The 26061-nt window shown below is 61.6% G+C and carries 28 protein-coding genes; 13 read left to right on the top strand and 15 right to left on the bottom strand.

Going from position 1 to position 26061, the window contains the following annotated elements; all coding sequences use genetic code 11:
• Window positions 1-141 precede the first annotated feature (141 nt).
• On the top strand, window positions 142-393 hold the full coding sequence (locus CP49_RS13740; protein WP_156438390.1) for a PilZ domain-containing protein: 252 nt from the start codon (window positions 142-144) through the stop codon (window positions 391-393).
• 277 nt (window positions 394-670) lie between these two features.
• A complete protein-coding gene (locus CP49_RS13735) occupies window positions 671-985 on the top strand; it encodes a hypothetical protein (protein ID WP_057850775.1) in 315 nt (104 codons plus the stop codon).
• Window positions 986-1180: 195 nt separating this feature from the next.
• Here CP49_RS13735 and CP49_RS13730 read toward each other — a convergent pair whose 3' ends face one another.
• Window positions 1181-1498, bottom strand: coding sequence for an H-NS histone family protein (locus CP49_RS13730; RefSeq protein WP_063791689.1), 318 nt, complete (start codon window positions 1496-1498; stop codon window positions 1181-1183).
• 1199 nt (window positions 1499-2697) lie between these two features.
• Here CP49_RS13730 and CP49_RS44595 point away from each other — a divergent pair.
• Window positions 2698-2859: a hypothetical protein gene (locus CP49_RS44595; protein ID WP_156438388.1), complete on the top strand. Its 162-nt coding sequence runs from the start codon at window positions 2698-2700 to the stop codon at window positions 2857-2859.
• Window positions 2860-3186: 327 nt separating this feature from the next.
• Here the strand turns inward: CP49_RS44595 and CP49_RS13725 are convergent, their stop codons facing one another.
• A complete protein-coding gene (locus tag CP49_RS13725) occupies window positions 3187-3489 on the bottom strand; it encodes a hypothetical protein (protein ID WP_057850774.1) in 303 nt (100 codons plus the stop codon).
• A gap of 43 nt (window positions 3490-3532) precedes the next feature.
• On the bottom strand, window positions 3533-3778 hold the full coding sequence (locus tag CP49_RS13720; RefSeq protein WP_156438386.1) for a hypothetical protein: 246 nt from the start codon (window positions 3776-3778) through the stop codon (window positions 3533-3535).
• Between the two features lie 197 nt (window positions 3779-3975).
• Between CP49_RS13720 and CP49_RS13715 the strand changes: the two genes are divergently transcribed.
• The gene (locus CP49_RS13715) at window positions 3976-4191 is read left to right on the top strand and encodes a hypothetical protein (protein WP_057850772.1); all 216 of its coding nucleotides are present in this window, start codon (window positions 3976-3978) and stop codon (window positions 4189-4191) included.
• Window positions 4192-4300: 109 nt separating this feature from the next.
• On the opposite strand, the gene CP49_RS44590 is transcribed toward CP49_RS13715, so the two are convergent.
• Window positions 4301-4483, bottom strand: a complete 183-nt coding sequence (locus CP49_RS44590; RefSeq protein ID WP_156438384.1) for a hypothetical protein — start codon at window positions 4481-4483, stop codon at window positions 4301-4303.
• Between the two features lie 123 nt (window positions 4484-4606).
• Between CP49_RS44590 and CP49_RS13710 the strand changes: the two genes are divergently transcribed.
• Window positions 4607-4960 carry a DUF6481 family protein gene (locus CP49_RS13710; RefSeq protein ID WP_057850771.1) on the top strand — a complete coding sequence of 118 codons (354 nt, stop codon included), beginning with the start codon at window positions 4607-4609 and terminating at the stop codon, window positions 4958-4960.
• Window positions 4961-5140: 180 nt separating this feature from the next.
• Here CP49_RS13710 and CP49_RS13705 read toward each other — a convergent pair whose 3' ends face one another.
• Window positions 5141-5377, bottom strand: coding sequence for a pentapeptide MXKDX repeat protein (locus CP49_RS13705; RefSeq protein WP_057850770.1), 237 nt, complete (start codon window positions 5375-5377; stop codon window positions 5141-5143).
• Between the two features lie 294 nt (window positions 5378-5671).
• Between CP49_RS13705 and dctP the strand changes: the two genes are divergently transcribed.
• Window positions 5672-6694: a TRAP transporter substrate-binding protein DctP gene (gene dctP, locus CP49_RS13700; RefSeq protein ID WP_057850769.1), complete on the top strand. Its 1023-nt coding sequence runs from the start codon at window positions 5672-5674 to the stop codon at window positions 6692-6694.
• Window positions 6695-6786: 92 nt separating this feature from the next.
• Here dctP and CP49_RS13695 read toward each other — a convergent pair whose 3' ends face one another.
• A complete protein-coding gene (locus CP49_RS13695; RefSeq protein WP_057850861.1) occupies window positions 6787-7458 on the bottom strand; it encodes a GntR family transcriptional regulator in 672 nt (223 codons plus the stop codon).
• A 183-nt stretch (window positions 7459-7641) separates the two neighbouring features.
• On the opposite strand from CP49_RS13695, the gene CP49_RS13690 reads away from it, so the two are divergent.
• The 4 genes from CP49_RS13690 to CP49_RS13675 all read left to right on the top strand — a co-directional run bounded on the left by CP49_RS13690 (window position 7642) and on the right by CP49_RS13675 (window position 11545).
• The gene (locus CP49_RS13690) at window positions 7642-8265 is read left to right on the top strand and encodes a TRAP transporter small permease (protein ID WP_057850768.1); all 624 of its coding nucleotides are present in this window, start codon (window positions 7642-7644) and stop codon (window positions 8263-8265) included.
• On the top strand, window positions 8265-9530 hold the full coding sequence (locus CP49_RS13685; RefSeq protein ID WP_057850767.1) for a TRAP transporter large permease: 1266 nt from the start codon (window positions 8265-8267) through the stop codon (window positions 9528-9530). Before CP49_RS13690 ends, CP49_RS13685 begins: the two co-directional genes overlap by 1 nt.
• A 28-nt stretch (window positions 9531-9558) precedes the next feature.
• Window positions 9559-10542, top strand: a complete 984-nt coding sequence (locus CP49_RS13680) for a TRAP transporter substrate-binding protein (RefSeq protein ID WP_057850766.1) — start codon at window positions 9559-9561, stop codon at window positions 10540-10542.
• Window positions 10543-10618: 76 nt separating this feature from the next.
• Complete coding sequence (locus CP49_RS13675) at window positions 10619-11545, top strand: dihydrodipicolinate synthase family protein (RefSeq protein ID WP_057850765.1); 927 nt, start codon at window positions 10619-10621, stop codon at window positions 11543-11545.
• A 6-nt stretch (window positions 11546-11551) separates the two neighbouring features.
• On the opposite strand, the gene CP49_RS13670 is transcribed toward CP49_RS13675, so the two are convergent.
• The 4 genes from CP49_RS13670 to CP49_RS13655 all read right to left on the bottom strand — a co-directional run bounded on the left by CP49_RS13670 (window position 11552) and on the right by CP49_RS13655 (window position 17360).
• Window positions 11552-12460 carry a hydroxymethylglutaryl-CoA lyase gene (locus CP49_RS13670; protein WP_057850764.1) on the bottom strand — a complete coding sequence of 303 codons (909 nt, stop codon included), beginning with the start codon at window positions 12458-12460 and terminating at the stop codon, window positions 11552-11554.
• Window positions 12457-14466 carry an acetyl-CoA carboxylase biotin carboxylase subunit gene (locus CP49_RS13665; RefSeq protein WP_057850763.1) on the bottom strand — a complete coding sequence of 670 codons (2010 nt, stop codon included), beginning with the start codon at window positions 14464-14466 and terminating at the stop codon, window positions 12457-12459. Before CP49_RS13665 ends, CP49_RS13670 begins: the two co-directional genes overlap by 4 nt.
• Before the next feature lie 2 nt (window positions 14467-14468).
• On the bottom strand, window positions 14469-16073 hold the full coding sequence (locus tag CP49_RS13660) for a carboxyl transferase domain-containing protein (protein WP_057850762.1): 1605 nt from the start codon (window positions 16071-16073) through the stop codon (window positions 14469-14471).
• A gap of 114 nt (window positions 16074-16187) precedes the next feature.
• Window positions 16188-17360 carry an isovaleryl-CoA dehydrogenase gene (locus CP49_RS13655; protein ID WP_057850860.1) on the bottom strand — a complete coding sequence of 391 codons (1173 nt, stop codon included), beginning with the start codon at window positions 17358-17360 and terminating at the stop codon, window positions 16188-16190.
• Window positions 17361-17550: 190 nt separating this feature from the next.
• Here CP49_RS13655 and CP49_RS13650 point away from each other — a divergent pair, with 190 nt between their 5' ends.
• Window positions 17551-18219, top strand: coding sequence for a TetR/AcrR family transcriptional regulator (locus CP49_RS13650; protein WP_057850761.1), 669 nt, complete (start codon window positions 17551-17553; stop codon window positions 18217-18219).
• Between the two features lie 18 nt (window positions 18220-18237).
• Complete coding sequence (locus tag CP49_RS13645; protein ID WP_057850760.1) at window positions 18238-18735, top strand: Lrp/AsnC family transcriptional regulator; 498 nt, start codon at window positions 18238-18240, stop codon at window positions 18733-18735.
• 53 nt (window positions 18736-18788) lie between these two features.
• Here CP49_RS13645 and CP49_RS13640 read toward each other — a convergent pair whose 3' ends face one another.
• Window positions 18789-19094, bottom strand: coding sequence for an ETC complex I subunit (locus tag CP49_RS13640; protein ID WP_057850759.1), 306 nt, complete (start codon window positions 19092-19094; stop codon window positions 18789-18791).
• 231 nt (window positions 19095-19325) lie between these two features.
• Here CP49_RS13640 and CP49_RS13635 point away from each other — a divergent pair, with 231 nt between their 5' ends.
• A complete protein-coding gene (locus tag CP49_RS13635; RefSeq protein WP_057850758.1) occupies window positions 19326-20471 on the top strand; it encodes an OpgC domain-containing protein in 1146 nt (381 codons plus the stop codon).
• A gap of 31 nt (window positions 20472-20502) precedes the next feature.
• On the opposite strand, the gene CP49_RS13630 is transcribed toward CP49_RS13635, so the two are convergent.
• The 4 genes from CP49_RS13630 to CP49_RS13610 all read right to left on the bottom strand — a co-directional run bounded on the left by CP49_RS13630 (window position 20503) and on the right by CP49_RS13610 (window position 26027).
• Complete coding sequence (locus CP49_RS13630; protein WP_057850757.1) at window positions 20503-22317, bottom strand: carbamoyltransferase family protein; 1815 nt, start codon at window positions 22315-22317, stop codon at window positions 20503-20505.
• A gap of 770 nt (window positions 22318-23087) precedes the next feature.
• Window positions 23088-24095: an amidohydrolase family protein gene (locus CP49_RS13620; protein WP_057850755.1), complete on the bottom strand. Its 1008-nt coding sequence runs from the start codon at window positions 24093-24095 to the stop codon at window positions 23088-23090.
• Window positions 24096-24219: 124 nt separating this feature from the next.
• The gene (locus CP49_RS13615) at window positions 24220-24996 is read right to left on the bottom strand and encodes a cyclase family protein (protein ID WP_057850754.1); all 777 of its coding nucleotides are present in this window, start codon (window positions 24994-24996) and stop codon (window positions 24220-24222) included.
• Window positions 24997-25043: 47 nt separating this feature from the next.
• The gene (locus CP49_RS13610; protein ID WP_057850753.1) at window positions 25044-26027 is read right to left on the bottom strand and encodes a fumarylacetoacetate hydrolase family protein; all 984 of its coding nucleotides are present in this window, start codon (window positions 26025-26027) and stop codon (window positions 25044-25046) included.
• Window positions 26028-26061 lie beyond the last annotated feature (34 nt).

Genomic DNA, 26061 nt, shown 5'->3' with positions numbered 1-26061 from the left:
GGCTATTCTCCCGCGCGGAACGCGACTTTCCGCGATCATTAAAATTGATTGTTTACGAAAAAGGCCGAACCTGATTGCCGACCGAGCGCAATTCGGTAGCCTCTGCCTGCGAGGGCCTGGCGTGAACTGTTGGTAGCTCCGATGGACGTCGAACGCCGATCTGTTACGAGGACCACGATCTCGAAAAGCGCCTTGCTGTTCTTTGACGCGCAGCGAGGGGTCCTCACCTGCCAAGTTCACGACGTCACGAATTCCGGGGCCGGAATTGAACTCCATAACCTCAACCTGCTGCCGCTGAATTTTGAATTGACGTTCGACAATTTTCACACCGTTCGCGAATGCCGCGTGATCTGGCGGCAAGGCGATTTCGTCGGCGTTGCGTTTCTGAACTGATCGACGTGCAGCCAAGGTCAACCCGGAAATCGCTGCGCCAATCCGTGACGCCCCGCGCATCGACTTCGCACCTGCAAGACACACGCCTGCAGGTACCAGGAACCTGGAAAACGCGGCAAGCGGGACCCTTGGGAATGGAACGAATGGCGAGGCTCCGAGTCGAATTCTGTGATTTCGTTGTCCATTTTCGGCCTCACCGAAAGGCTACCCAAGCTGGGCCTGCGGTCCCGGCGCATCCCGTTGGGGTCGATCGAAGGTCCTGTAACGGGAGTTCAGCATGTCCTGGGATCGTCCGTTCGCTCAGCCTGTACCACTCCCGAAGGGGCCGCCCGCGCAAACGCTGCGAGACGCCGCCGACTACATCAGGAACCTGCCTCAGACGGAACGTGATCGTCAGGAATGGCGGCTTGCTGTCCAGATGCTCATTGATGCCGCCGAAGATCGCGGCCCCATGCTGTTTGCACGCATGGGAATTGTCAGAGCACTCGAAACGGACAGCGAAAGCAGGCTTCATCCAGAGCAGCAGGATGCACGACGCCAAGGCAAGAAGCCCCAAGGCAAGCTGAAGACAGACCGCGACGCCAGCATCTGAAGCCGGATCGGCAACAATAAGGATGCTGCCGAAACCTCCGAAATTTTTCAGGCAGGAGGGCCAAGCGTTCGCGAGTACTACGCGCGCATAAGCGGCGTGCGGCGGTTCGGAACGACGACCTCGTCCGCTCCGTCGATTGGCCGAAGTGCAAGCACGCCGCAAGCTTGTAGGGCAGCCGGACGGCTACCAGTCTGTTTATGCCACGTGCCTTATGCGGAAGTCGTCGATCCGCTTGCCGGACTTCAGTTTGGCAGCCAGCCAGCGAGGCGTCTTTCCTCGTCCCGCCCAAGTCTCGGACGGCCGATCTGGATTCCGGAATTTCGGAACCACGGTCGGATAAGGGCGCCGCCCTGATTTAGTACGCTCAGCTTCAGCAACGCCCTTAAGCTGTTTCAAGCGATCTTCGAGCACCCGCTTCTCCGCGATGAGTGTGGCTGCAAGCCTTGCAGCAATCTCTTCGTGGAGTGCCCACAACTCATCGGTGGACATCGATTTGAAGTCATTCCGGTTCACGACCGTCCCCAATCATGATTCGATTTCACCTATCATCGTTATTAGCAAACGTGAGCAGAAAGAATAAGGCTGATTAAGTACGTCTTTAAGTACCTCTTTCAGACCCTTAAAGTTCCAGGCCGTTGACCTCTTTAGATTATAAAGTTCCAGTCGGTTGACCTCTTTAGATAATGCAACCATGAGGGAATCTGTTTCAAGGGGGCACCCCAAATTTAACTGGTGATAGATTTGAAGATCCGAAGCTAACGATCTCTCGTTGACAGTTCCCCTAATCGCAATCGCATTCGATCAGCTTCTGTAAGGCACCGGTGAAGCAACGCGCGATCCAGATACGCAACGCATCATCCGGGTTCCAACTCGGCGCAATATCTCCCTACGCCTGCCACGCCGCGCCAAAGCCGCGCGGGAACTTTCTGGCGGAACCTCCGGCGCGCATCGCACCGAGCATCTTCGTCGTCACCAATCTCGAGAACGGCAAGAAGATCCGCTGCCCAGTGCAGGACCGCGGTCCCTATGCCCGCGACCGCGCGGCGCCGCGCGCCCAATCGGCTGCGACGGCTTGTGCCGCGTCACCCGCGCCGGCACGAGCAGCAAGCGCAGCCAGAACTACCTCCGGGTGTCGCCGAATGCCCCGGGCCCGGGCGGCAATCGCTAGGCCATCGTCTGGTGAATCGCTGGTTGGCCGCCATAAATCCCTGCCGGCGAAAACGGGCTTTGTCCCCGTCATCGGCGTTGTGCCCATAATAGCCGAGCGCGCGTCTCCCCTGGGGTAGGTGAAGGGGCGGCGCCCGGCTATTCGGGCCGCGCGGCGGTGCGACCTCAACAGGAACTCATTTATGACTTAAAGAGAATTTAAAAAGCCGTTGAATCATAACCATTTTATGATCAGGCCAAATTCAGACTTTGGCATCCGGGCATCCAGGGAACCGAAACGCGCAAAAGCTGGCCGAAATCCCGCGGCGCGAGGAACTGAGCGCCCTCGATACGTTTTCCCCGTCACATGAATGGAAACGGCCGAGCGCGAGGATCCGTTGAGCCCGCCACCACCTGAATTCGATCGCGACGAGGTGCTGGTGTGCATGGCGCTGGCGTTCTGTCTAGCCGGCGCATCGACCAGCATCATCTACTGGCTGCTGGGTTAGGGCCGGATGAGCGGGAGCGGTTGCTCTCAGCCGCGCGCTGCCGAAGGGAACAGTGCGATGAGCGGGATCGGCCGCAAGATCGTCTACGCCATGCTCGTGATCGTCGTGCTGCTGATCATCTGGCAATTTCTCGGATCGCTTTGGCCACCGGCACGCACGCCAATGAGCGCGCACCGCGTTCCGCTCTTCCAATGTGATTGTGCCGATGAAGCGGGTTGAAGGCGGGTAAACGGCTCGACCGCTGCGATCAGGAGTAGACGAGGCCCGGAGTGCCTAGGAGTCCGGGCCTCGTGGCCTCCAGTGGTAGCGTTCGTCGTGATGAACGCCCTGCCCCCCGCTGCAAGCGAGCGCGTTATAGATCGTCGTTACCTGCGCGGCCAATCCGTACGAGTACGGTGAGATGCGCGTGTGCATATTCCTTGCGTGTATCCCGCACGCTAGACCGCAAAACTCTGCCCGACCGTCATTGCAACGACCTGGTCAGGCTGCGGCGAACCGGATACCCCGTGTTCGCGGAACATGACGCGAGCAGCTATCCGCCGCGCTCTACCGCTTGTCGAACGGAATATACTGGTGATACTCCTTCGGCACCGAGCTCCGGTAACGCGCGGGCACCGTGCCGCGGTCGATCGAACGGTCGATCTCCTGCTGCCGGGTCATCTTGGCCGGTTTCTTTTTCTTCGGTGCCGCCTTCTCTTTCTCAGGAGCCGCGGCTTCCGGCGCAGCAGTGGACGACGTTGCCGGGTCAGTCGCGCCGCTCGGCGCACCCTGCGCCAGCGCGACGCCGGCCGGCAGGATTACGACAGCCGCCGCCGACGCGGCCACCACAAGACGAGACAGTTTTTGCATGCGAAGCTCCAGTTCCGGCCAACTTCGTTTCGGCCAGATCCTATTATGTCCGCAGCCCTCCGCACACCGGGATTTTGGCGACGCGGACAGGCCTTGACTGGGAGTGCTTGACCCGGCTGCAGGTCGTGAAGACGAAGGCCAGCCGGCTGCACTGCCAGTCCGGACCAAGGGCTGCGCTCAGAACCGGCTCCGGCGTGGACAGCCCGAACGTGGCGAAACCGACGGCGCAGGCCAGCGCGACGACGGTGACGGCGAGAACGATTTTGCGGGTCCACCAATTATGTGGCATGGCGCGGTCGCTCCTGTTTTGAAAGCCCGAAGAATAGGAACGGCCCGCCATAGCCCCTGTGAACAGGTTCACACTACACGGGTTTGTGCACGAGCCCGCTGGATGCAGAAATGGGTATAACTCACGTAAGTCCGTTGCGTGGTCACAACCCTTGATCGACACTGCACATTCGGGTGAGCGCGTGTGCGGGGCGTGCGATGGATAAGCAGGAAACGGGCTACGACTACATCAGGTACAAGCAATTGCTGGCGGAAGCAGTCGACGAGACCAAGCGGCTCGAGCTGATCGAGATCATGATCAGGGAGAAAGCCCGCGACAGGCTGGAGGCGCAGCGGACCGCGGATCAGGTGGCGATGACGGTCATGACGGTCGCGCGCGTTCTCGGTCCCCGCGGGCGTCGCGAGAATTTCTAGAGCCTTTACAGTTCCGATCGAATCGGAACGGGGCTCCGGATTTTGATTTGACGCGTTTTCTTGACGCGAACCGGTCTCCACTTCGCTGGGAAACGCTCCGGAAGTGCGGTTACTTTTCCGAAGCAGGCATCACCAGCGAGCCTATCAGGCCAATCAGCGCGCCGGCGAGAAGGCCATATTCAGGGATCGCCAGCGCCCGGCTGGGGGCTTCGGTCGCCGTTGCCATCTGGTAAGCCAGCCCGACGTAATCCCGCTCATCAGCGTCAGTTTGGGCCATTTGCTGTTCACGCAAGCCTCCCCTGCTCTACCTTCCCCATTTCGACGCTGGCATTTTGCCCCGGGTTCACTTACCTAGGCCCCATTCCGCGCGTGTGGCGCGTCCAACCCCAAGAGTGAAAGCGACAAGGCCCCTTTTATGAGTGGATTCAAGGAACCGAACTTCGCGGACCGCCAGAAGGCCGCGATGCAGGCGCGGCAGAACATCCTGAACAAGTTTCGCGCCAAGCCGGGAGCCGACGATCCCGAGGTGAAGCGCCGTCAGGCCGAGCGCGAAGCCCAGGCCGCCGCCCGCGCCAAGGCAAGAGAGGCAAAGGAAGCCGAAAAGGCCGAGCAGAGGCGTCGCGAGGCCGAGGCCGCCGCGGCGGAGGCCGCCAGGATCGCGCGCGAGAAGGAAGAAGAGGCCGCCAGACAGGCGGCGCTGGAGGCCGAGCAGAAGGCCAAGCGCGACGCGCGTTACGCCGCACGCAAGAGCAAAGGCAAGAAGAAGTAACCAAGACGCGCGCCGCGATCTCTTGCCGGCGCAACCCTCCCGTCATTCCGGGCTGGTGCATAAGCACCAGTTCCGGAAATCTCGAGATTTTCAGGTGCGCAATGCGCACGATGGTCCGATGCTGCGCGTCGTCCCTTTGCGCAAACGCCTTACGTTTGTCGCAGGGAACGACGGCGCGACTCAGTTCTTCTTCATTCCGTCCTTCTTCATTCCGTCCTTCATCATGCCATCGTGCTTCATGCCGTCCTTCTTCGTCATGCCGTCATCTTTCTTCATCGCGTCCTTGGACATGGACTCCTTCTTCATGCCGTCGTCCTTGCCCATCTTGTCCTGAGCGAAGGCGGCTGGCGCGAAGGCAAGGCCGAGCGAAACGAGTGCGGCAGAAAGGCCGAGGCCGATACGGGTCGTGGTGGTCATGGGATGGTCGTCCTTTGGGTTAGATTGTTTCTCGAAAGCGACGTCTGCCGCTTCCTCAGACGACGATGCCGCGGCCGGGATTGTTACTGGCCAAGCCCCAAGATTCTGCCGCTGTCACGGTTAGTTGACAGCGGGCTAATTGATGGCAGCTAGCGCTTCGCGAGTACCAAGGTCGGACGCATTATTGATGGAGCCGTCTGCGGTCGGGGCTGTTCCGGGGTGTACGCCGCAGCCGTATCAGGCTTTGGTCTGGGGCTGGATCGTCGGCCCAAGACCAATTTGCAGGGGACAACCATGCTTACACGCCGCCATGTCATCGCATCCGCGATTGCTGCGCCCGCCATCCTTCGTTTCGGCACCGGTACTGCCCATGCCGCCACGACGCTGAAGATCTCGCACCAGTTCCCGGGCGGCACCATCGACAAAGGCGACTTCCGCGACCGGCTGTGCCGCACGTTCGCCGCTGAAGTCGCCAAGCGCTCTGGCGGCGAGATCGCGGCCGAAGTCTATCCGAACTCCTCGCGGGTCAAGACGATCGCGCAATTCTCGGCGATGCGCAAAGGCGCGCTCGATATCAGCCTTTATCCGATGCCCTATGCCGGCGGCGAATTGCCGGAGACCAATATCGGCCTGATGCCGGGCCTGGTTGCGACCTACGACCAGGGCCTGCGCTGGAAGAAGGAACCGATCGGCAAGGCGCTGACTGATTTCCTCGCCGACAAGGGCATCATCCTTCTCACCTGGGTCTGGCAGGCCGGCGGCGTTGCCAGCCGCACCAGGCCGATCGTCGTTCCCGAAGACGCCAAGGGGCTGAAGGTGCGCGGCGGCTCGCGCGAAATGGACATGGTGCTACGGACCGCGGGTGCCGCCGTGCTGTCGGTGCCATCCAACGAACTCTACGCCGCGATGCAGACCGGCGCCTGCGACGCCGGCATCACCTCCTCCACCAGCCTGATCTCGTTCCGCCTCGACGAAGTCGCGAAGTCGCTGACCTCGGGCGCCGGCGCCTCCTACTGGTTCATGCTGGAGCCGCTGATGATGTCGAAGGCAATCTTCGACAGATTGCCCAAGAACCAGCAGGACATCATCATTTCGGTCGGGGGCGAACTGGAAGCGTTCGGCCGCAAGGGCGCGCAAGACGACGATATCGAAGTCGCTAAGGTCTATGAGAAGGCCGGCGCCAAGATCAGCAAGCTCGATGTAGCAACCGTCAGCAAGTGGCGGGATATTGCGCGCGACACTGCGTGGAAGGATTACAGTGCCAAGACGGCGATGTCGGCCAATCTGCTGAAGCTCGCCAGCGACGTCGCCGCATGAAGGTGAGGCTTCCGTAGGATGGGTAGAGCGAAGCGAAACCCATCGCATTGGTGGGTTTCGCTTCCGCTCTACCCACCCTACAAATTCATGCTTCAACGAAGCCCGATCGAGCCGCCACCGACCACGCGCAACAGGTCTGCCCTCACCGCTTCGATATGCTGCTCCAGAAACCGGCAAGCCTTGTCGATCTCCTGCGCCCGGCACAACTCGATCAGGTGGGCGTGCTCCTTTTCGGCCTTCCCCATCGCCTTGGTGTTGGAGAGCTGCAGGCGCGTGTAGCGGTCGCTGGTCTGCAGCAACGCCACCACGATCGCCTTGGTGCGCGGCTGCCGGGCGTGAGCGTACAGCGCCATATGGAAGTCGGCATTGAGCTGGCCCCATTCGCTGACGTTGCGCGCCTTGATCGCCTTCTCGAAGTGCTTCTGGATGTCGTCCAGCCCCTCGAAATCCTTTGCTGTAAATCCCGGCGCCGACTGCGCCAGCAGACGCGGCTCGAGGATCCGGCGCAAATCGAACACGTCGTTGATTTCATCAAGCGACAGCTCCGAGACGATCGCGCCCTTCTGCGGCACGATGCGCACCAGCCCTTCGGCCTCAAGCTGAAACAGCGCTTCGCGGACTGGAATGCGACTCACGCCGTAGGCCTCGCCCAGAGCATCCTGCCGCAACTGAGAGCCGGCCGGATAAGTCCCGTCGAGAATGGACTGACGGAGCTGATCGACGATTGCGGCCGACAACGTCCGGTGTTTCAGAGGGCCTTTCATTTCATTTTCCGTCGTCATCGCCGGCCTTCCGATTCCGATCCGAAGCGGCCCACTTTTCGCATGTTGACGTAGTCCCGACCCAGCAAAAGCTGATGAACGGGCCCGCAATCTCTATTTGACAAAAATGTATAAATTATACAATTCTGATTGGCACGATAAATCTCACGGGCAGCGGAGCTCTTTATGGTCGAGCAGACGATTGCGGATGCGCCAGCGCTCAGCGCCCGGCGGATCGTTGTCAGGGCCTCGAGTCGCCTGCTCGCTTTCGAGCGCATCGCCTTGATGTGCCTGATGTATCTGCTGACGGCGCTGATCCTGGTGAACGTCGTCACCCGTTATTCGCACTTCCCGATCTACTGGATCGATGAATCGGCCGTCTATTGCGTGGTCTGGCTGACCTTCATCGGCGCCTCCGCGATGACGCGGCTGCGGCTCGATTTTGCGGTCACGATGATGACGGAGCGGCTCTCGGCGCGACATCAGAAGATCGCGAAGGTGATCGCGACGGCCATGGTCGTCGTGTTTGGCGTGGCCCTGATCATCACCTGCTTCCTCTGGATGGATCCGATTGGCCTCGCCCGCGCCGGCTTCGACGCGCGCAAGCTCGCCGCCGAAACATTCAACTTCCTCTACACCGAGCGCACACAAACCCTGAACTGGCCGACCTGGGTCGTCTACCTGACGCTGCCGATCTTCGCGGTGTCGATGACCATCCATGGCCTGGCAAACCTGCTGGAGGATCTCGAGCTGGTGCCGCGCACGCCGCCGAAGGGCTTTCAGCTCTCCGAACTCGACGGGGTCAACTAGTGATCACTTCGGCAGCGTTCATTGCCGTCATGCTGGTCGGGGTGCCGATCGGGCTTTGTCTCTGCCTTGCCGGCTTCGTCTACATCATCGCATCGGGAAACCCGGTTCTGTTCCAGTCCTACCCGCTGCAGCTTTTCGGCGGGGTCGACAGCTATGGCCTGATCGCGATCCCGCTCTTCATCCTGATCGGCGAGATCATGAATGGCGGCGGCATTACGCGGCGCATCGTCGACATGGCGATGGCGTTTGTCGGATCGCTGAAGGGTGGGCTGGCCTACGTCAATATCCTCGCCAACATGTTCATCTCCTCCATCCTCGGCTCGGCGACCGCGCAGGTCGCGATCATGGCGCAGATCATGGTCCCGGAGATGGAAAAGAAGGGCTACGACAAGACCTTTGCCGCAGGCCTGACCGCGTATGGCGGCATGCTCGGGCCGATCATTCCGCCATCGGTGATGTTCGTCGTCTACAGCGTGCTGGCGCAGGTATCAGTCAGCGATATGCTGATTGCCGGAATCGTGCCGGGCGTGATCCTGACCGCGATGTTCTGCATCGTCATCGCGCTGATGGGATACGTCTACAATTACCCCAAGGCCGACTATCAGACGCCGCGGCAGCGGGTGGCGACGATCTTGCGGACATCGCCGACATTGCTGATTCCCATCGTGATTGTCGGCAGCATCCTTGGCGGGCTCGCCAACGCCACGGAGTCCGCGGCCGTCGGCGCGGTGGCGGCGGCCCTCGTCGGAAAATACTGGACCAAGGAGTTCCAGTTCTCGCAACTGCCGCAGATGATGCTGCGCGCGGGGATCTACGCGGCCATCGTGCTGTTCCTGGTTGCCGCGGCGGCGGTGTTCTCCTGGGTGCTGATCTTCGGCAAGGTGCCGCAGGAAACCGCCCGCTGGATCCAGTCGGTCGCCAAGGATCCGGTCAGCTTCATGCTGATCTGCAACGCGATCCTGCTGGTGATCGGCACAGTCATCGACGGCATTCCCGGACTGATCATGACGGTGCCGATCCTGCTGCCGGTCGCGACCGACATCTATCACATCGATCCGCGCCAGTTCGGCGTCGTCGTGGTGATCAACCTGGTGCTCGGATTGCTGTCACCTCCGGTCGGCCTCTGCTTCTTCGTTGCGGCGGCCGTCACCGGCGCCAAGCCCGGAAAGATGTTCATGGTGACGCTGCCGCTGTTCGGCATCTCCTGCATCCTTCTGGTGCTGCTCTCGCTTTACCCGTCGCTTTCCCTCGCCCTCATCAAGTAAACCCGCAAAAACGCTCAGGAGCCTTGCCATGCCTCTTTCACGTCGCCGCTTCCTTGCCGCCAGCGCGGCCGTGCCGCTGTTCGCGCCGTCGCTCGCGCTTGCCCAGGCCAAGGAGTTTCGCCTCGGTCTCATCACGCCCAACGGCCATTCCTGGAACAAGGCTGCCCTCAAACTCGGCGAGGATCTCAAGGCGGCGACCAATGGCCGCCTGACCATGACCGTGTTTCACTCCGGCCAGCTCGGCAATGAACCGGCGATGATGCAGCAGTTGCAGTCGGGCGCCCTCGACATGGGCTTCATCCAAGCGGCCGAGCTCGGCTCGCGCGTGCCGCATATCGCAGCGATTAATGCGCCCTACATCGTCCGCTCGACACCGTCGGTCGCGAAGTTCGTCCGCCATCCCGCGGCGATCAAGCTGTTCGAGGTGCTGCCGCAGGAAACCGGCACGATCGGCCTGGGCTGGGGCATCACCGGCATGCGCGCCATTTTCTCGGCGAAGGATTTGACTGGTCTCACCGATATCAAGGGCATGAAGCTGCGCATCAATCCGACGCCGGTCTATCGCGATTTCTATTCGTCGCTCGGCGCTGCACCGACGCCGATCCCGACGCCCCAGGTATTCGACGCCATGGCGAACGGCCAGGTCGACGGCCTCGAGGCGGATCTGGAATTCTCCTGGAATCAGCGCTTCGACAAAGTTTCAAAAGTCATCCTGCAGATGAACGCCGTCTTCATGCCGATGGCGGCGGTCGTCTCGGGCCGCGTCTGGCAGTCGTTGCCGGCGGCCGACCGTGAGTTGATCACCAAGACGGTCAAGTCGACGCTCGATGCACAGATCGATGAGTTGGCCGGCAATGAGCCCAAGCTGATCGAGAACTTCAAGAACGCGCCGATCCCGATCCGTCAGGTCCCGGCCGGGGATACCGAAGCGGTCATTGCCGAATTCGACAAGGTCTGGCTGCCCAAGGCCCCGGTCCTTGCCGAGTTGCGCAAAGTCGGCGCGACGCTCTGATCCTTCCATCGTTCTTTCAAGTCAAAGCCCGGCGGATCGAAAGCACCCGCCGGCCAATTCCAATCGGAGCCAAACAATGAGCCCACGCATTTCCTGGGAAGGCGTCTTCCCGGCCGTCACCACACAATTCAATGACGATCTGTCGCTCAACATCGATGCGACGGCGAAGGTCATGGACGGCCTGATCCGCGACGGCGTTTCCGGACTGATCGTCTGCGGGTCCGTCGGCGAAAACACCTCGCTGGAGCGCAAGGAAAAGATCGCCATCATGGAGACGGCCAAGTCGGTCGCGGCCGGCCGCGTGCCCGTGCTGTGCGGCATCGCCGAATTCACGACCGCCTTCGCCGTCGAGACCGCCAAGGAGGCTGCACGTGTCGGCATCGACGGCGTGATGGTGATGCCGGCGCTGGTCTATTCATCCAAGCCGCATGAAACCGCCGCGCATTTTCGTTCGGTCGCCACGGCGACCGATCTGCCTGTCATGCTCTACAACAACCCGCCGATCTACAAGAACGACGTGACGCCTGACATTCTCGCCACCCTCGCCGACGTCGAAACGGTGGTCTGCTTCAAGGACTCCTCCGGCGACACGCGGCGCTTCATCGATACCCGCAACATGGTCGGCGATCGCTTCGTCCTGTTCGCCGGCCTCGACGACGTCATCGTCGAGAGCGTCGCCATGGGCGCCGTCGGCTGGGTCTCCGGCATGTCGAACGCCTTCCCGCGCGAAGGCGAGACGCTGTTCCGCCTCGCCAAGGCGGGACGCTATGCCGAGGCCATGCCGCTGTACGAATGGTTCATGCCGCTATTGCACCTCGATGCCCGGCCGGACCTCGTCCAGTGCATCAAGCTTTGCGAGCACATCATGGGCCGCGGCACCGCGCTGACCCGCCCGCCGCGGCTGGCGCTGCTGCCGCACGAGAAGGCGGAGGTCGAAGCCATGATGGCCAAGGCGCTGAAGAACCGGCCGTCGCTGCCGAACGTTGGCCTGAAGGCCGCATAAACGGCTCTACTTCGCGGCCCGCATCTTTGCGTTCAACGCCGCCGCGACGCGGCTGACCGGCGGACGGCCGATCAGTCCGCTCACGACATTGGTCGCCGCGACCAGCTTTGCCATGTCTACGCCGGTCGCGACGCCTAAGCCTTCGAGCATGTAGACCACGTCCTCGGTTGCGACGTTCCCAGTCGCACCGGGGGCGTAGGGACAGCCGCCGAGACCACCGGCGGCGGAATCGATCACGCGGCAGCCTTCCTCCATTCCCGCATAGAGGTTGGCGAGAGCCTGCCCATACGTGTCGTGGAAATGCATGGCGAGATTGGCCATTGGCACATCGCCCGCCACGGCGCGCAGCAGTTGCCGGGCCTTCAGGGGCGTGCCGACGCCGATGGTATCGCCGAGCGAGATTTCGTAGCAGCCGAGATCCCACAGCACTTTTGCGACGTCGACCACCGCCTGCGGCTTGATCTCGCCCTCATAGGGGCAGCCGAGCACAGTAGAGATGTAGCCGCGCACCCTGACGCCATCGGCTTTGGCGCGAGCCAGCACCGCCTTGAATCGCTCGATCGATTCAGCGATCGAGCAATTGATATTGGCGCGCGAAAAGCTTTCCGACGCGGCGGCAAACACCGCGATCAGCTTGGCGCCGGCCGCCTGCGAGGCCTCGTATCCCTTCTCGTTAGGTACCAGCACCGGCAGTTCGCATTGCGCGTGATGGCTGACGCCGCGCAGGACATCGGCCGAACCCACCATCTGCGGAATCGCCTTGGGCGATACGAACGCTCCGACCTCCACCGCTTTGAGCCCGGCGCCGATCAACGCCTCGATGAAGGCGATCCGGTCGGCGACGCTGATCGGGGTCTTCTCGTTCTGCAGCCCGTCGCGCGGGCCGACCTCGACAATGTGAACGCTGTCGCTCATGACGCCGCCGCCGGTTCGATTTCGGCAAGTTCAACGCCTTCGCCGACGATATCGCCGACCTTGCACCTGATTTTCTTCAACACGCCCGCAAAGGGCGCGCGCAGGGTCTGCTCCATCTTCATGACTTCCAGCGTCAGGATCGCCGCGCCCTTCTCCAGCGTCGCGCCTTCCTCGGCCAGCAGCGCCACCACGGTCCCCGGCAAGGGCGCTACGATCTTGTCTTCGCCGACGTGCTCCTCGGTCTCGCCGCCGAACGGATCGACCCAGTGCAGCTCGAAGCGGCCGTTGCGGGTGCGCAGGTAAAGCTCATGGCCCTCGATGACAGCCGTAACGCGCGACTTCATGCCGTCGAGCGTCAGGTCGAAACCTTCGCCCTCCGCAGGCGAGGTTGCGAAAACGAATTGGTGTTTGCCGATCGATATTGTCGACGGTCCGTTGCCGTATCGCAGCATCACCTTCTGCTCAGGTCCCTGCCCCTGGCGGAACGAAAACACGCGTTGCCGCTGTCCGACCGGCATCCAGCCGAAGGTTTGCCATGGCGAATGGGCTTCCCGGCGCGCCGCCTTCTGCTCGTCGTTGACGATGGCGGCTACCGCGGCGCAAAGCTCGAGATCGCCGGGTTCGCTTGAGGCTTCCGTCAACTTCTTCAGTTCGCGTTCGATGAAGCCGGTATCGATGGTGTTAGCGCGCACATGCGGGTGCGTCACCAGCGCCGACAGGAACGGGATGTTCGTGATGATGCCGCGGACGTCAGTCTCTTCCAGCCCGCGGTTGAGCCGCTCGATGGCGGCCTGGCGGGTCGGCGCCCACGCAATCACTTTTGCCAGCATGGCGTCGTAATACGGCGACACCGCATCGCCATCGCGATAGCCGGCATCGATCCGCAGGCCGTCGACGGCGTCCGGCGTGCGCCAGGTCCTGATCCGGCCGACCGAAGGCATAAAGTTCTTCTGCGGATTTTCGGCATAAACCCGCGCCTCGATGGCGTGGCCGTCCAGCTTGATCTCGTTTTGCGCCAGCGGCAGCTTTTCGCCGAACGCGACCCGCAATTGCCATTCGACGAGATCGACGCCGGTAATCAGCTCGGTCACGGGATGCTCGACCTGCAGGCGGGTATTCATTTCGATGAAAAATACCTCCTTGCCGTCGGAGACGAACTCGATGGTGCCGGCGCCGACATAGTTCACGGCGGCAGCAGCCTTGCGCGCGGCGGCGCAGACCGCTTCACGTTGGGTCGCATCGAGCGTCGGCGACGGCGCCTCCTCGATCACCTTCTGGTGCCGCCGCTGCAGCGTGCATTCGCGCTCCCAGAGCGAGAGCAGATTCCCGTGGCTGTCGCCGATGATCTGCACCTCGATATGCCGGGGATTCTGGACGAATTTTTCGATCAGCATGCGGTCGTCGCCGAACGCCGCCTTGGCCTCGCGTTTGGCGCTGACGATCGCGGCCGAAAGCTCGGCGGCCGAATTCACCACGCGCATGCCGCGCCCGCCGCCGCCGGCGGAGGCCTTCACCAGCACCGGGAAGCCGATCTTGTCAGCAGCTTTTGCCAGCGTCGCCTCGTCCTGGGCCTCGCCGTGATAGCCGGGCACCAGCGGCACGCCGGCCTTTTCCATCAGCGCCTTTGAGCCGGACTTCGAGCCCATTGCGGTCATCATCTCCGCGGTCGGGCCGACGAACACCAGCCCGGCATTCAGACAGGCCTGCGCGAATTCGGCATTTTCAGACAGGAAACCGTAGCCGGGATGGACGGCCTCGGCGCCGGTCAGGCGCGCGGCTTCGATCACGCGTTCGATGTTGAGATAGCTATCGCGCGCCCGCGCCGGTCCGAGCAGCACGGCCTCGTCGGCCATCGCGACATGCATGGCGTCGCGGTCGGCCTCGGAATAGACAGCGACGGTACGGAGCCCCATGGCGCGGCCGGAGCGGATCACGCGGCAGGCGATCTCGCCGCGGTTGGCGATCAGGAGCGTGCGAAAACGCCGGTAGAGTTTCGAGCGGTCCATCATCACATCCTGAACAGGCCGAATTTGGTAGGTTCGATCGGCGCATTCGTCGCTGCCGACAATCCAAGGCCGAGCACAAGCCTGGTATCGGCGGGATCGATCACGCCGTCGTCCCATAGCCGCGCGGTAGCGTAATAGGGATTGCCCTGGCTTTCATACTGCGCTCGGATCGGCGCGCGGAACTTTTCTTCCTCTTCCGCCGACCAGGTCTCGCCCCTGGCCTCGATATTGTCGCGGCGAACCTGGCTGAGCACCATCGATGCCTGTTCGCCGCCCATCACCGAGATGCGGGCGTTGGGCCACAGCCAGAGAAAGCGCGGGCTATAGGAGCGCCCGCACATGCCGTAATTGCCGGCGCCGTAGGAGCCGCCGATCACGACGGTGAATTTCGGCACGCCGGCGGTTGCGACCGCGGTTACCAGCTTGGCGCCGTCACGCGCGATGCCGCCGGCTTCGTATTTCTTGCCGACCATGAAGCCGGTGATGTTCTGCAGGAACACCAGCGGGATATTGCGCTGGCAGCACAGTTCGATGAAGTGCGCGCCCTTCAGCGAACTCTCGCTGAACAGGATGCCGTTGTTGGCGATGATGCCGACTGGGTAACCCCAGATATGGGCGAATCCGCAGATCAGCGTGGTGCCGTAGAGCTTCTTGAATTCGTCGAACTCCGAGCCGTCGACGATCCGCGCGATGATGTCATGGACGTCGAATGGCTTGCGGCCGTCGGCGGACACCACGCCGTAGATTTCCTCCGCCGGGAACAACGGCTGCCGCGGCTCGCGCATGTTCAGCGCAGCGCGCGTCGGCTGCTTCAGCGTGGCGACAATGCGCCGGGCGATCCCGATCGCATGGGCATCGTTCTGCGCGTAGTGATCGGTGACGCCGGAATGCCTGGAATGCACGTCGGCGCCGCCGAGTTCTTCCGCCGTCACCACCTCGCCGGTCGCGGCCTTCACCAACGGCGGTCCGCCGAGGAAGATGGTGCCCTGATTGCGAACGATGATGCTCTCGTCCGACATCGCAGGCACATAGGCGCCGCCCGCGGTGCAGGAGCCCATGACGATGGCGATCTGCGGAATGCCCTGCGAGGACATCTGTGCCTGGTTGTAGAAGATGCGGCCGAAATGCCGCTCATCGGGAAAGATCTCCTCCTGCATCGGCAGGAAGGCGCCGCCGGAATCGACCATGTAGACGCAGGGTAGATTGTTCTGCCGCGCAATATCCTGTGCGCGCAGATGCTTCTTCACGGTCATCGGATAGTACGTGCCGCCCTTGATGGTGGCATCGTTGGCGACGATGACGCATTCGCGTCCCGAAATACGCCCCACCCCGGTAATGACGCTGGCGGAATGGACGTCACCGCCATAGAGGCCGTTGGCGGCAAGCGGCGACAATTCGAGAAAGGCGGTGCCGGGATCGACCAGCAGGTCGACGCGCTCGCGCGCCAGCATCTTGCCGCGCGAGGTATGCCGCTTGCGCGACGTCTCACCGCCGCCGCCGGAGACCACCTTCAATTTCTCGCGCAGTTCGGCCACCAGGCCGCGCATCACGTCCGCGTTGCGGGCAAATTCTGAGGATGTGGGATCGATCGTGGAGTGAAGCGGCATGGTCGGCGTTTTCTTTTGGATGCTGGAGGGCCGTTGGGATGGCTTCAGGACGGTCGGGGCAGCACGTTCGAAGAGGATGCGACAGCCTGTATCATCTTTGCCTCGATGTGAAGCTCAAGCGGTCTTTTCGAACAGTTCCCGCCCGATCAGCATGCGGCGGATTTCGCTGGTGCCGGCGCCGATCTCGTAAAGCTTGGCGTCACGCAGCAGCCGCCCGGTCGGATAGTCGTTGATGTAGCCATTGCCACCGAGGAGCTGGATGGCATCGAGCGCGCATTGCGTGGCCTTCTCCGCGGCGTAGAGGATCGCGCCGGCCGCGTCCTCGCGCGTGGTCTCGCCGCGGTCGCAGGCCTTGGCCACCGCATAGACATAGGCCCGCGAGGCGTTCATCGTGGTGTACATGTCGGCGATCTTGCCCTGCACCAATTGGAAGGTGCCGATCGGCTCGCCGAACTGCTTGCGCTCGTGCACATAAGGCAGCACCACGTCCATGCAGGCCTGCATGATGCCGATCGGGCCTGCCGCCAGCACCGCGCGCTCATAGTCGAGGCCGCTCATCAACACGTTGACGCCGCGGCCGACCTCGCTCAGCACATTCTCTTCCGGCACCTCGCAATCCTCGAACAGCAGCTCGCAGGTGTCGGAGCCGCGCATGCCGAGCTTGTCCAGCTTCTGCGCGGTGGAAAATCCCTTCATGCCCTTTTCAATGATGAAGGCGGTCATGCCGCGCGGGCCGGCGTTAGGATCGGTCTTGGCGTAGACCACGAGCGTATCGGCCACCGGGCCGTTGGTGATCCACATCTTGTTGCCGTTCAGCACAAAGCGGTCGCCCTTCTTGTCGGCGCGGGTCTTCATCGAGACCACGTCACTTCCGGCGCCGGGCTCCGACATCGCGAGCGAGCCGACATGCTCGCCCGAGATCAGCTTTGGCAGGTAGTTCCGTTTCTGCGCCTCATTGCCGTTGCGGCGGATCTGGTTGACGCAAAGATTTGAATGCGCGCCGTAGGACAGACCGACTGCGGCCGACGCCCGCGATATTTCTTCCAGCGCGATACAGTGCTCGAGATAGCCAAGGCCGGCGCCGCCATATTCCTCCTCGACGGTGATACCGTGCAGGCCGAGCGATCCAATTTTGGGCCAGAGGTCGCGCGGAAACTGGTTGCTGCGGTCGATCTCGGCGGCGCGCGGCGCAATTTCGGCTCTCGAAAACGCATGCACCGTCTCGCGAATCGCGTCCGCGGTTTCGCCGAGATCAAAGTTCAGAAGCAGCGCCCTGTTCGAGGCCATCATTCCACCCTTGGTTCTTCTTGGAATTAAACGATCATACGTTTTTTTACTATCCTCGCAAGCGGAACTAATCAGACCTCAAGAGAAGCACACAGGCTATTGAAATAATTACTATTTCATGCCAGTATTATACGATCGCTTGTTCGTTTATCGGGTTGGCGACCCGCCTTCATTCATTCCCAGAGACTCCATGGCACGGACGATCGGTTCTCACGGCCCGAAAACGATGGAGGCGATCCGGAAAGCCGGGCTACGCCTGATCTTCGAGCACGGCTACGCCGCCATGAGCCTGCGCCAGCTCGCGGCGGAGGTCGGCATCCAATCGGGCTCGCTCTATAACCACATCAGCACCAAGCAGGAATTGCTGTTCGAGCTGATACGGGACCATATCAACGAGTTGCTGCGCCAGCTTGATCGCGCCTTGCAGGGGCAGGAGCGACCGGCCGACAAGCTCCGCGCCTTCACAGCCTTCCACGTCAGCTACCACATGACCAGGAAGCGCGAGGTCTTTATCGCCAATTCCGAGTTGCGGAGCCTGGAGCCGAAGAACTACGAAGAGATCGTGGCGCTGCGCGGCGCCTATGAGCGGCGGCTGGCGGAAATCCTCAGCCAGGGCGTCGCCGAAGGCGAGTTCGAGGTGGTCGATGTCCAGGTCGCGACCTTTGCGATACTGGCGTTGTTGACCGGCCTCACCACCTGGTATCGGCCGGGCGGGCGGCTGACCAAGGAGGCCATCGTCGCCGCCCACGAGAAGCTGGTGCTGTCGAGCGTTGCGCCGGGCACAACGCCGAACCAGGCGCAGGCCAAACGTCCCCTCTCCCGGAGCGCCGCAACGAGCGCCAAGCCGGAGCGCCGATAAGGTGTCCAAGAGGAGCCTATGACGGAACGTCACCCCCTCGACGAAATCGACCTGAAGATACTGTCCGAGTTGCAGAAGGATGGACGCATCCGCAACAACGAACTGGCTGATAGGGTCGGCCTCTCGGAGCCTCCGTGCCGGCGGCGCGTTCGCGCCTTACGCGACCGCGGCTACGTCAGCGCCATCCGCGCCACGCTCGACGAGAAGCTGCTCGGTTACGAGGTTATTTCCTACGTATTGATCCAGTTGCAAAGCCAGGCCCAGGCGACGTTGCAGGCATTCGAGAAATCGATTGCGGCGATACCGCTCGTTCAGCAGAGCTGGCGGATTTCCGGCGACGCCGACTATCTGCTCAAATGCGTCGCGCGGAACGTCGAGGGCATGCACCAGCAGCTTCTGCAGTTTTCAGCGATGCCCGAGGTCCGCAACATCAGAACCTTCCCGGTGCTTGGCGTCGCGAAGGATGCTCCCCTGCCGATACCCCACCATCCGGCAGCGTCTGACCCGGCGCAGTAGGCCTCGCCCGCAACTCCCCGAGGCGAGCGGCCGGAACAGCGCCGGTCCGGCTCTTAGTGAGTCCAGGGTTCGACGCGCTTGAAAGCGAAATTGTCGGCGTAAGCGGCCGGCCGGCGCAACGGATCCTTGGGCTCGATCACCTGGTAGGCAATGCCCCTGCGCTCGCAATAGGCGATCGCGTCTTCCTTGGTGTCGAACTGCAGGGTGAGCTGCTGCTTCATATCGCCGGAAGAGGTCCATCCCATCAGCGGCTCGACGGCCCGGGGCTGCTCGGGCTCGTAATCGAGCTGCCATTCCCGGGTCATGGCCCTGCCCGATTGCATCGCGTTTTTGGCGGGCTTAAAAATGCGTGCGGTCATGGATGGTTGGATCCTCAAGCGATATGCGACATGGTAACGTTTGGTGGAAACGGCCGGGATAGTATAGAGACACCTTTCAGGAAATTTGATCGGTGATTCCAGAACCCGGATGTACCATTTCCGTACCGGTATAGTCATTATGCCGTACTGTGACAATCTAGGGCTATCCGGCGCCTGGGACCCCGTCTTTCGGCGCGATCTTCCCGAACGCATCACCTCGAAGCGGCACCCATGAAAATCAACGCCACCCTGCCCGACAAAGGACGCGACCTCCGGCTCGACCTGTTTCGCGGGGTCGCAAACTGGGCGATCTACCTCGACCACATCCCAGACAACGTCGTGAACTGGATCACCACCCGCAATTACGGGTTTAGCGACGCCGCCGACCTCTTCGTTTTCATTTCCGGGTATACCGCCTCCTTCGTCTATGCCCGGATGATGCTGGAACGCGGCTTCATCGTCGGCGCCACGCGGCTGACCAAGCGGGTCTGGCAGCTCTATGTGGCCCACATCATCCTGTTCGTGATCTATATCGCCTCGATCAGCTATCTCGCCCTGCGCTTCGGCGATTCCCAACTGGTCAACGACTTCAATGTGGTCGGCCTGATCGATAACGCCACCGAAACCCTGCGGCAGGGACTGTTCCTGAAGTTCAAGCCGGTCAATCTCGACGTGCTGCCGCTCTACATCGTGCTGATGGGTCTGTTCCCGCCGGTTCTTTGGATCATGCTGCGCCAGCCCAACTGGACCATGCTGGCCGCGATAGTGCTGTGGCTGGTGTCGCGGCAGACCGGCTGGAACCTGCCCGCTTACCCGATCGGAACCTGGTACTTCAATCCGTTCGCCTGGCAGGTCCTGTTCGTATTCGGCGCATGGTGCGCGCTCGGCGGCGCCCGCAACAACCTCGCGATCATCAACGCGCCGATCACGCTGTATCTGTGCATCGGCTATCTGATCTTCTCCCTCATCATGACGATGGCGGGCCGCTTTCCGACCTTCGGCGAAATGTTCCCGCAGTGGCTCTATTCGATGTTCAACCCGAACGACAAAACCAACCTCGCGCCCTACCGCTTCCTGCACTTTGTGGCGATCGTGATCCTCGTTATCCGTTTCGTACCGAAGGAATGGCCCGGACTGGAATGGAGGATTTTCGATCCACTGATCGTCTGCGGCCAACAATCACTCGCGGTTTTCTGCGTCGGCGTGTTCCTGTCCTTTGTCGGGCATTTCCAACTGTCGATGAGCTCAGGCTCGCTGCTCGTGCAGATCCTCGTTAGCGTAACCGGCATCGCGATCATGACCGTCGTCGCCTACTATATTTCCTGGTCAAAGCGGCAGGACAAGCCGCTGAAACCGGCGGCGCCGAAGGCCGCCTGAGCGGCCCTCGGCCGGTCTCCGGCAGGCGGGTTCAGGCCGGCTGCGCGGTCGACGCCACCAGTGTCCGCACGTCGGTGTAGATATTGACCAGCGGCGCCACCACCTTGTGCATCGCGTTCTTCGATACGATCGTGTCGTGGATCACCAGATGATCGACGCCCGTAGTCAGAAAGCAGTTCACGGCGTCCTGCGGCGCTTCCACGATGGGCTCGCCCTTGATGTTGAATGAGGTGTTGATTAGCACGGGAACGCCGGTCAGCGCCTCGAACTCCTTCAGCAAGCGATAGAGCATTGGATTGGTTTCCTCGCGCACGGTCTGCACGCGCGCGGTGCCGTCGACATGCACGATCGCCGGAATCTTGCCTCGCCATTCGGGGCGAACCGGCTTGGCGATCAGCATGAAGGGCGAATCCTCTTCGCCCTCAAAAATTTCCTTCATGCGCTCGGCCAGCACGATCGGCGCAAACGGCCGGAATGCCTGGCGGTGCTTGACGCGGCTGTTGAGGATATCCTTCATCTCGGGCTTGCGCGGGTCGGCCAGCAGGCTGCGGTTGCCGAGCGCGCGCGGTCCGAACTCCGAGCGGTCCTGAAACCAGCCGATGACCTTTTGATCGGCAAGCAGCTTGGCCGTGTCACGGCAGACGTTCTCGCTCTTGACGGCATCGACCTGGATACGGACGAGGAATTTCTGCAGTTGGGCGGCGGCCTCCTGATCGCTGTAGGCCCGGCCGACATAGGAATGATCCATGACGAAGCCGCGCCGCTGCTTCAAGATTTCGAGCCAGCCATAATAGGCGCAGCCGATGGCAATACCGTCATCGCCGGCCGCCGGCTGAATCCAGACATTCTCGAATCCGGCTTCGCGGGCGACCCGTCCATTGGCGACGCAATTCAGCGCCACGCCGCCGGCCATGCAGAGGTTCTTTGCGCCGGTGGTTTCGCGCAACCAGCGGGCGCGGGCGAGCAGCACGTTTTCGGTGTCGTCCTGCGTGCGCCAGGCGAGATCTTCCCAGTGCCGCATCGCGGGGTTCTTTTCCCAGTTGCTGGCGGCGTCAAAGACGTAAGGCTGCTTGAAGTCGGTAGCGTTCCAGTGCGGTACGTGCAGCTTGCCGTCGTTCAGTTCGAGCAGATGCTTGAACTGGTCACGGCGGCCATAGGGCGCCAGCCCCATCAACTCGCCGCATTTATTCCAGTCGCCGAAGATGTAGGTCGAGGCGCGGCTGTAGAGCGCACCGAGACCGGGCATGTTGTAGAATTCATCGCTGAGGAAGCCGCGGTCGGGCTCCATCCAGACCTTCTTGAGGCATTCCAGCGTCGTGCCGCTGAACTTGTAGTAGCTCTCGGACTCACGTGCCAGCGGCGTCGCCGTATCGCTGGCGGGAAAGGCTTCCATGACGTCGGAGCGGTAGCTGCCGACGCCGTCGACGATCATCACGACACCATCCTCGAACGGCGACACCGCGAACGCGCTGTAGGCGTGCGCCAGATGATGGGAAATCGTGACCACCTTTTCCTGACGCGACAGATACAGCGGATGCTTGGCGGCGTCGCCGCGTTCGAAATCCGGCAGAAAACCCGGCGCGTCGAAATAGACCAGCCGCTCCTCCATTTCCGGGACCGGCAGGATGTAGCAATTGCGCACCACGAGATCGACGTCGTCGAGCGTAATGCCTTCGGCCTCAAGGCAATAATCGATCACTTCCTTGTAGAAGCCCGATGCGTGCTTGGCCCGCGTGATCCGCTCCTTGGCGATCGCAAATGCGATGGCGCCGTCGCGCAACAGGCAGGCGCTCACATCATGGTCATAGGTGTTCAGGCCAAGGACATAAGTGTGTTTTTTGGGCATGGTTACTCGTCAGGAGAGGATCGTCTTGCGCTGAAAAATGGAGATCATGTCGATATCAAGTTGCCGGCGTGGCCTCGTTGAATTTTTCCAGCTCGAAGTTCTGCAGCGCACCATCCTAGTGTTCATCCAGCATTCAGAAAGATGAACAGCGCGATGCAAGAAGCCTCGGTAGACCGGCTACAACTTGACCTTACCTACCCTTCTTAATAAAGTCCCGAAAGCTCGAAAGAACCTTGTAAAATATTGTCTTAGCGCATCTGAACTAAAAGCTTTCTCGCGTGTCTAAGTGAGATAGTGCCGAAGTCCAGGTGTTTCGGAAGTGACCGGGAGAATCTAGAATGGCTAAACGCTACAATATCCTGACCCGCTGCCTGGCAGCGCTGGCTTTGTTGTTCGTCTACGTGGCCAGCACGTCTGCGATTCTGGTGGGTGCGACGACCACTTCAGCAGAAGCGCAACGAGGCAGAGGCAGAGGTTATGGTCGCGGTTACGGTCGCGGCTACGCGCGCGGTTATGGCCGGGGTCGGGGCTATGGCCGGGGTTATGGCTTCTATGGCGCGCCCCTCGTTGTTCGCCCGGGCCCTCGCTGCTATTGGAATCCCTACGGCGTCCGCGTCTGCAGGTGGTGATTTAGGCTCGATCGCCGTCGCCTTAGACGGGACCGGAGATAAGATAGAGGCGCACCGGAAATCCGGTGCGCCTTTTCTTTTTTTAACGAATCTCTTTTTGACGGATCGTGCCGCGAGGTGACGAGAGGCTCGGCTCCCGAACTAGCTTGCAAGTCGCGGCAGCAGCTTGAGCGCATTCCCCCGCTCGATCGCCGCCATCTGCTCCTCCGTGAACACACCCGCCTCGCGCAGCCCCTTCACATGATCGATGCCGGTCCGGTACGGGAAATCGGTCCCGAACACGATCTGCGACGGAGGAATGATCGCCGCCAGCGCCGACATCGCACTACGGTTGGATGTTTGCGCGGTGTCATAGAAGAAGCGCTTGAGCTCGGTAAGCGTGCCGTCGGGCACCGTCTCCTTGGCCTTCGGCGCCAGCAGCGGATGCCGCACGAAGCGCTCGATCAGGAACGGCATCGTTCCGCCGGCGTGCGAGAATATCCATCGGATGTCGGGAAACCGCCGCGCATTGCCGGAGAAGATGATGTCGGCGATGGTGCGCGTCGTGTCGGTGCCGAACTCGATCATGACGGGCGGCTGCGTCGGCACTAGGTTCACGCAGCAATTAGCCGCGGTCGGATGAGTGTAGACCAGCACCTTTCGGCGATTGAGCTCTTCCATGACGGGAAGGAACAGCGGATCGCCGAGCCATTTGTCGCCGTAGCTTGTCATCAAGGCAATGCCGTCGGCCTTGAGCGTGTCGAGCGCATACATCAGTTCGCGCAGGCTGCCTTCGGCATCGGTGAGCGGCCGCATTGCGAAATTGCCAAACCGTCCGGGATAATCCGCGACGAGTTTTGCGGCATATTCATTCGACTCGCGGCACAGCCTTCGCGCGGTATCGCCCTTGGTGAAATTGACCGCGGGCGTGGTGACGGAAAGCATCGCGGTGGCGATGCCGGCCTTGTCCATGTCGGCCAGCGATTTCTCGATGGTCCAGTTCTTCATCAGGGGATCGCCGAAGCCGCTGTCGTTCGACGCGGTGACGTAAGTTGGCGGCGATAGATGATGATGCACATCGATCCGGGACGGCTTTGCATCAGCAGTTTGTGCCACTGCCCCGTCGCGCCCGATGGCCGCAGTCAGCGCCAGCGCGCCGGCCCCGAGCATGAAGCCGCGCCGGCTTGGTGCGGAGCGCGACGAACTTGATGGGTCACAGCAGAAACATCCCCGCCATCGCGGTGCGCGCACATCCATCATCCGTTCCCTCCCTTTTTTGTTTGTTGTCGCGCCTTCAGCCATCGAGAATGGCGACCGCCCGGGTCCAGCCTGCGGATGCGCGCTCGATCTTCACCGGGAAGCATGACACCATGAACCCCGTCGACGGCAGTTGCTCGAGGTTGTGCAGCTTCTCTAAGTGGCAGTAGCCGATGTGGCGGCCGGCCTTGTGACCTTCCCAGATCAGGCTAGCGTCTTTGGTCTCGGCATATTTTTTTGCCGTGTAGACGAACGGCGCGTCCCAGCTCCAGCCGTCGATGCCGGTCAGCCGCACGCCGCGCTCCAACAGATACATCGTCGCCTCGTAGCCCATGCCGCAGCCGGAGATGACGTAATCGGGCCTTCCATATTTGGCGCCGGCGCTGGTGTTGACGACGACGATTTCCAGCGGCGAAAGCGTATGGCCGATGCGCTTCAGCTCCGCTTCGACATCCTTGGCGGTGGCGACATAGCCGTCCGGCAAATGCCGGAAGTCGAGCTTCACGCCCGGCTGCAGGCACCATTCCAGCGGCACCTCGTCGATGGTCCATGAACGCTCGCCGCGATTCATGGTGGGATGGAAATGCCAGGGCGCATCCAGATGCGTGCCGTTGTGGGTGGAGAGCGATACCTGCTCCACCGCCCAGCCCTGCCCGTCAGGCAGATCTTCCGCCTTCAGCCCATCGAAGAACTGCAACATCCGCGGCAGGCCCTGCTGGTGATCGATGTACTGGATGGTCGGGTGATTGCCCGGCGGATCGGCCGGTACGTCGTTTTGCAGGGGGACAGAAATGTCGATCAACTTGCGCGCCATGGCGTTTCCTCGCTGGATGTTTTTGTTGGATAGCGTCGCGGAACGGCTTATTGCCGCTCGACCCGGTTCTTCAAAATACCGATCTTTTCGACTTCGAGCTCGATGGTGTCGCCATGTTCGAGATACCAGCCGAGCTCGAGGCCGCAGCCATTGCCGACAGTGCCGGATCCGATGAACTCGCCGGGCATCAGGGTCTCGTCCTGGCTGACATGGGCGATGATCTCCTCGAACGAGAATAGCATGCCTTCGGTCACGCCCTGCGAGCGCATCTTGCCGTTGACGCGCGCTTCCATCTTCAATTTGTAGGGATCGCCGATCTCGTCCGGCGTGACGATCCACGGCCCCATCACGTTGCCGCCGTCAAAACTCTTGCCTTTCGCCGGGCCTAGCCGGCCCTCCATTTCGATGCGCTGGGCATCGCGGGCGGAAAAGTCGTTGAAGATCGTATAGCCGAAGATGTGATCTTTGGCCTTGGCCGCGGAGATGTTGGCGCCCTTGCTTTTGGTAATGATGCCGAATTCCAATTCGTAATCCATCACCTGGCTATAGCGCGGCCACTTCACCGTGGTGTTGGTGCCGCGCACGCTGAAGCGGTTGGTGATGTAGTAGATCGGCTGTTTGCGGTAGATCTCCGGCAGTTCGCCGAGCGGCTCGGCCTCGATCCGCGCCAACTCGGCCATGTCGCCCTTGGCGCGCGCAGCGAGCTTGAGCTGCCCGCGCGGCGCCTGCAGGATATGCAGCGGGAACGACATGCCGTCCCGCATCTGCCGCGGCTCGGGGACAGGTGCGAGAAGCTCGGCCGCCTCGATCTTCATGGACAAGCTCTCGTCCTTGCCGTGCTTGTCGAACACCTCTGCCGCCTGTTCGAGCGCGGCGTCGCCGGCGTCGATCAATGCCAGCATGGAGGCGAAGGCGGGATTGGTGCTTCCGCTCCGGCCGGCGGCGGCCGCGAGATCGAAAGCAAGCGTATCGCCCGTATGCACGATTCCGATCTTTTCCTGGCCGCCGGATTTGAATGTCGCGAGTTTCACTGGATGACCCCTTGTTTTCCGATGAAATATATGA

The organism is Bradyrhizobium valentinum, from assembly GCF_001440405.1.
GTDB classification, from domain to species: domain Bacteria; phylum Pseudomonadota; class Alphaproteobacteria; order Rhizobiales; family Xanthobacteraceae; genus Bradyrhizobium; species Bradyrhizobium valentinum.
Note: the sequence above shows the minus strand (reverse complement) of the source record. Positions and strands in the feature narration are given on the sequence as shown.

Coding starts and splice junctions, on each gene's coding strand:
- CP49_RS13740 (WP_156438390.1), top strand. CDS start 142: ATGGACGTCGAACGCCGATCTGTTACGAGGACCACGATCTCGAAAAGC.
- CP49_RS13735 (WP_057850775.1), top strand. CDS start 671: ATGTCCTGGGATCGTCCGTTCGCTCAGCCTGTACCACTCCCGAAGGGG.
- CP49_RS44595 (WP_156438388.1), top strand. CDS start 2,698: ATGAGCGGGATCGGCCGCAAGATCGTCTACGCCATGCTCGTGATCGTC.
- CP49_RS13725 (WP_057850774.1), bottom strand. CDS start 3,489: ATGCAAAAACTGTCTCGTCTTGTGGTGGCCGCGTCGGCGGCGGCTGTC.
- CP49_RS13720 (WP_156438386.1), bottom strand. CDS start 3,778: ATGCCACATAATTGGTGGACCCGCAAAATCGTTCTCGCCGTCACCGTC.
- CP49_RS13715 (WP_057850772.1), top strand. CDS start 3,976: ATGGATAAGCAGGAAACGGGCTACGACTACATCAGGTACAAGCAATTG.
- CP49_RS13710 (WP_057850771.1), top strand. CDS start 4,607: ATGAGTGGATTCAAGGAACCGAACTTCGCGGACCGCCAGAAGGCCGCG.
- CP49_RS13705 (WP_057850770.1), bottom strand. CDS start 5,377: ATGACCACCACGACCCGTATCGGCCTCGGCCTTTCTGCCGCACTCGTT.
- dctP (WP_057850769.1), top strand. CDS start 5,672: ATGCTTACACGCCGCCATGTCATCGCATCCGCGATTGCTGCGCCCGCC.
- CP49_RS13695 (WP_057850861.1), bottom strand. CDS start 7,458: ATGAAAGGCCCTCTGAAACACCGGACGTTGTCGGCCGCAATCGTCGAT.
- CP49_RS13690 (WP_057850768.1), top strand. CDS start 7,642: ATGGTCGAGCAGACGATTGCGGATGCGCCAGCGCTCAGCGCCCGGCGG.
- CP49_RS13680 (WP_057850766.1), top strand. CDS start 9,559: ATGCCTCTTTCACGTCGCCGCTTCCTTGCCGCCAGCGCGGCCGTGCCG.
- CP49_RS13675 (WP_057850765.1), top strand. CDS start 10,619: ATGAGCCCACGCATTTCCTGGGAAGGCGTCTTCCCGGCCGTCACCACA.
- CP49_RS13670 (WP_057850764.1), bottom strand. CDS start 12,460: ATGAGCGACAGCGTTCACATTGTCGAGGTCGGCCCGCGCGACGGGCTG.
- CP49_RS13665 (WP_057850763.1), bottom strand. CDS start 14,466: ATGGACCGCTCGAAACTCTACCGGCGTTTTCGCACGCTCCTGATCGCC.
- CP49_RS13660 (WP_057850762.1), bottom strand. CDS start 16,073: ATGCCGCTTCACTCCACGATCGATCCCACATCCTCAGAATTTGCCCGC.
- CP49_RS13655 (WP_057850860.1), bottom strand. CDS start 17,360: ATGGCCTCGAACAGGGCGCTGCTTCTGAACTTTGATCTCGGCGAAACC.
- CP49_RS13650 (WP_057850761.1), top strand. CDS start 17,551: ATGGCACGGACGATCGGTTCTCACGGCCCGAAAACGATGGAGGCGATC.
- CP49_RS13645 (WP_057850760.1), top strand. CDS start 18,238: ATGACGGAACGTCACCCCCTCGACGAAATCGACCTGAAGATACTGTCC.
- CP49_RS13640 (WP_057850759.1), bottom strand. CDS start 19,094: ATGACCGCACGCATTTTTAAGCCCGCCAAAAACGCGATGCAATCGGGC.
- CP49_RS13635 (WP_057850758.1), top strand. CDS start 19,326: ATGAAAATCAACGCCACCCTGCCCGACAAAGGACGCGACCTCCGGCTC.
- CP49_RS13630 (WP_057850757.1), bottom strand. CDS start 22,317: ATGCCCAAAAAACACACTTATGTCCTTGGCCTGAACACCTATGACCAT.
- CP49_RS13620 (WP_057850755.1), bottom strand. CDS start 24,095: ATGCTCGGGGCCGGCGCGCTGGCGCTGACTGCGGCCATCGGGCGCGAC.
- CP49_RS13615 (WP_057850754.1), bottom strand. CDS start 24,996: ATGGCGCGCAAGTTGATCGACATTTCTGTCCCCCTGCAAAACGACGTA.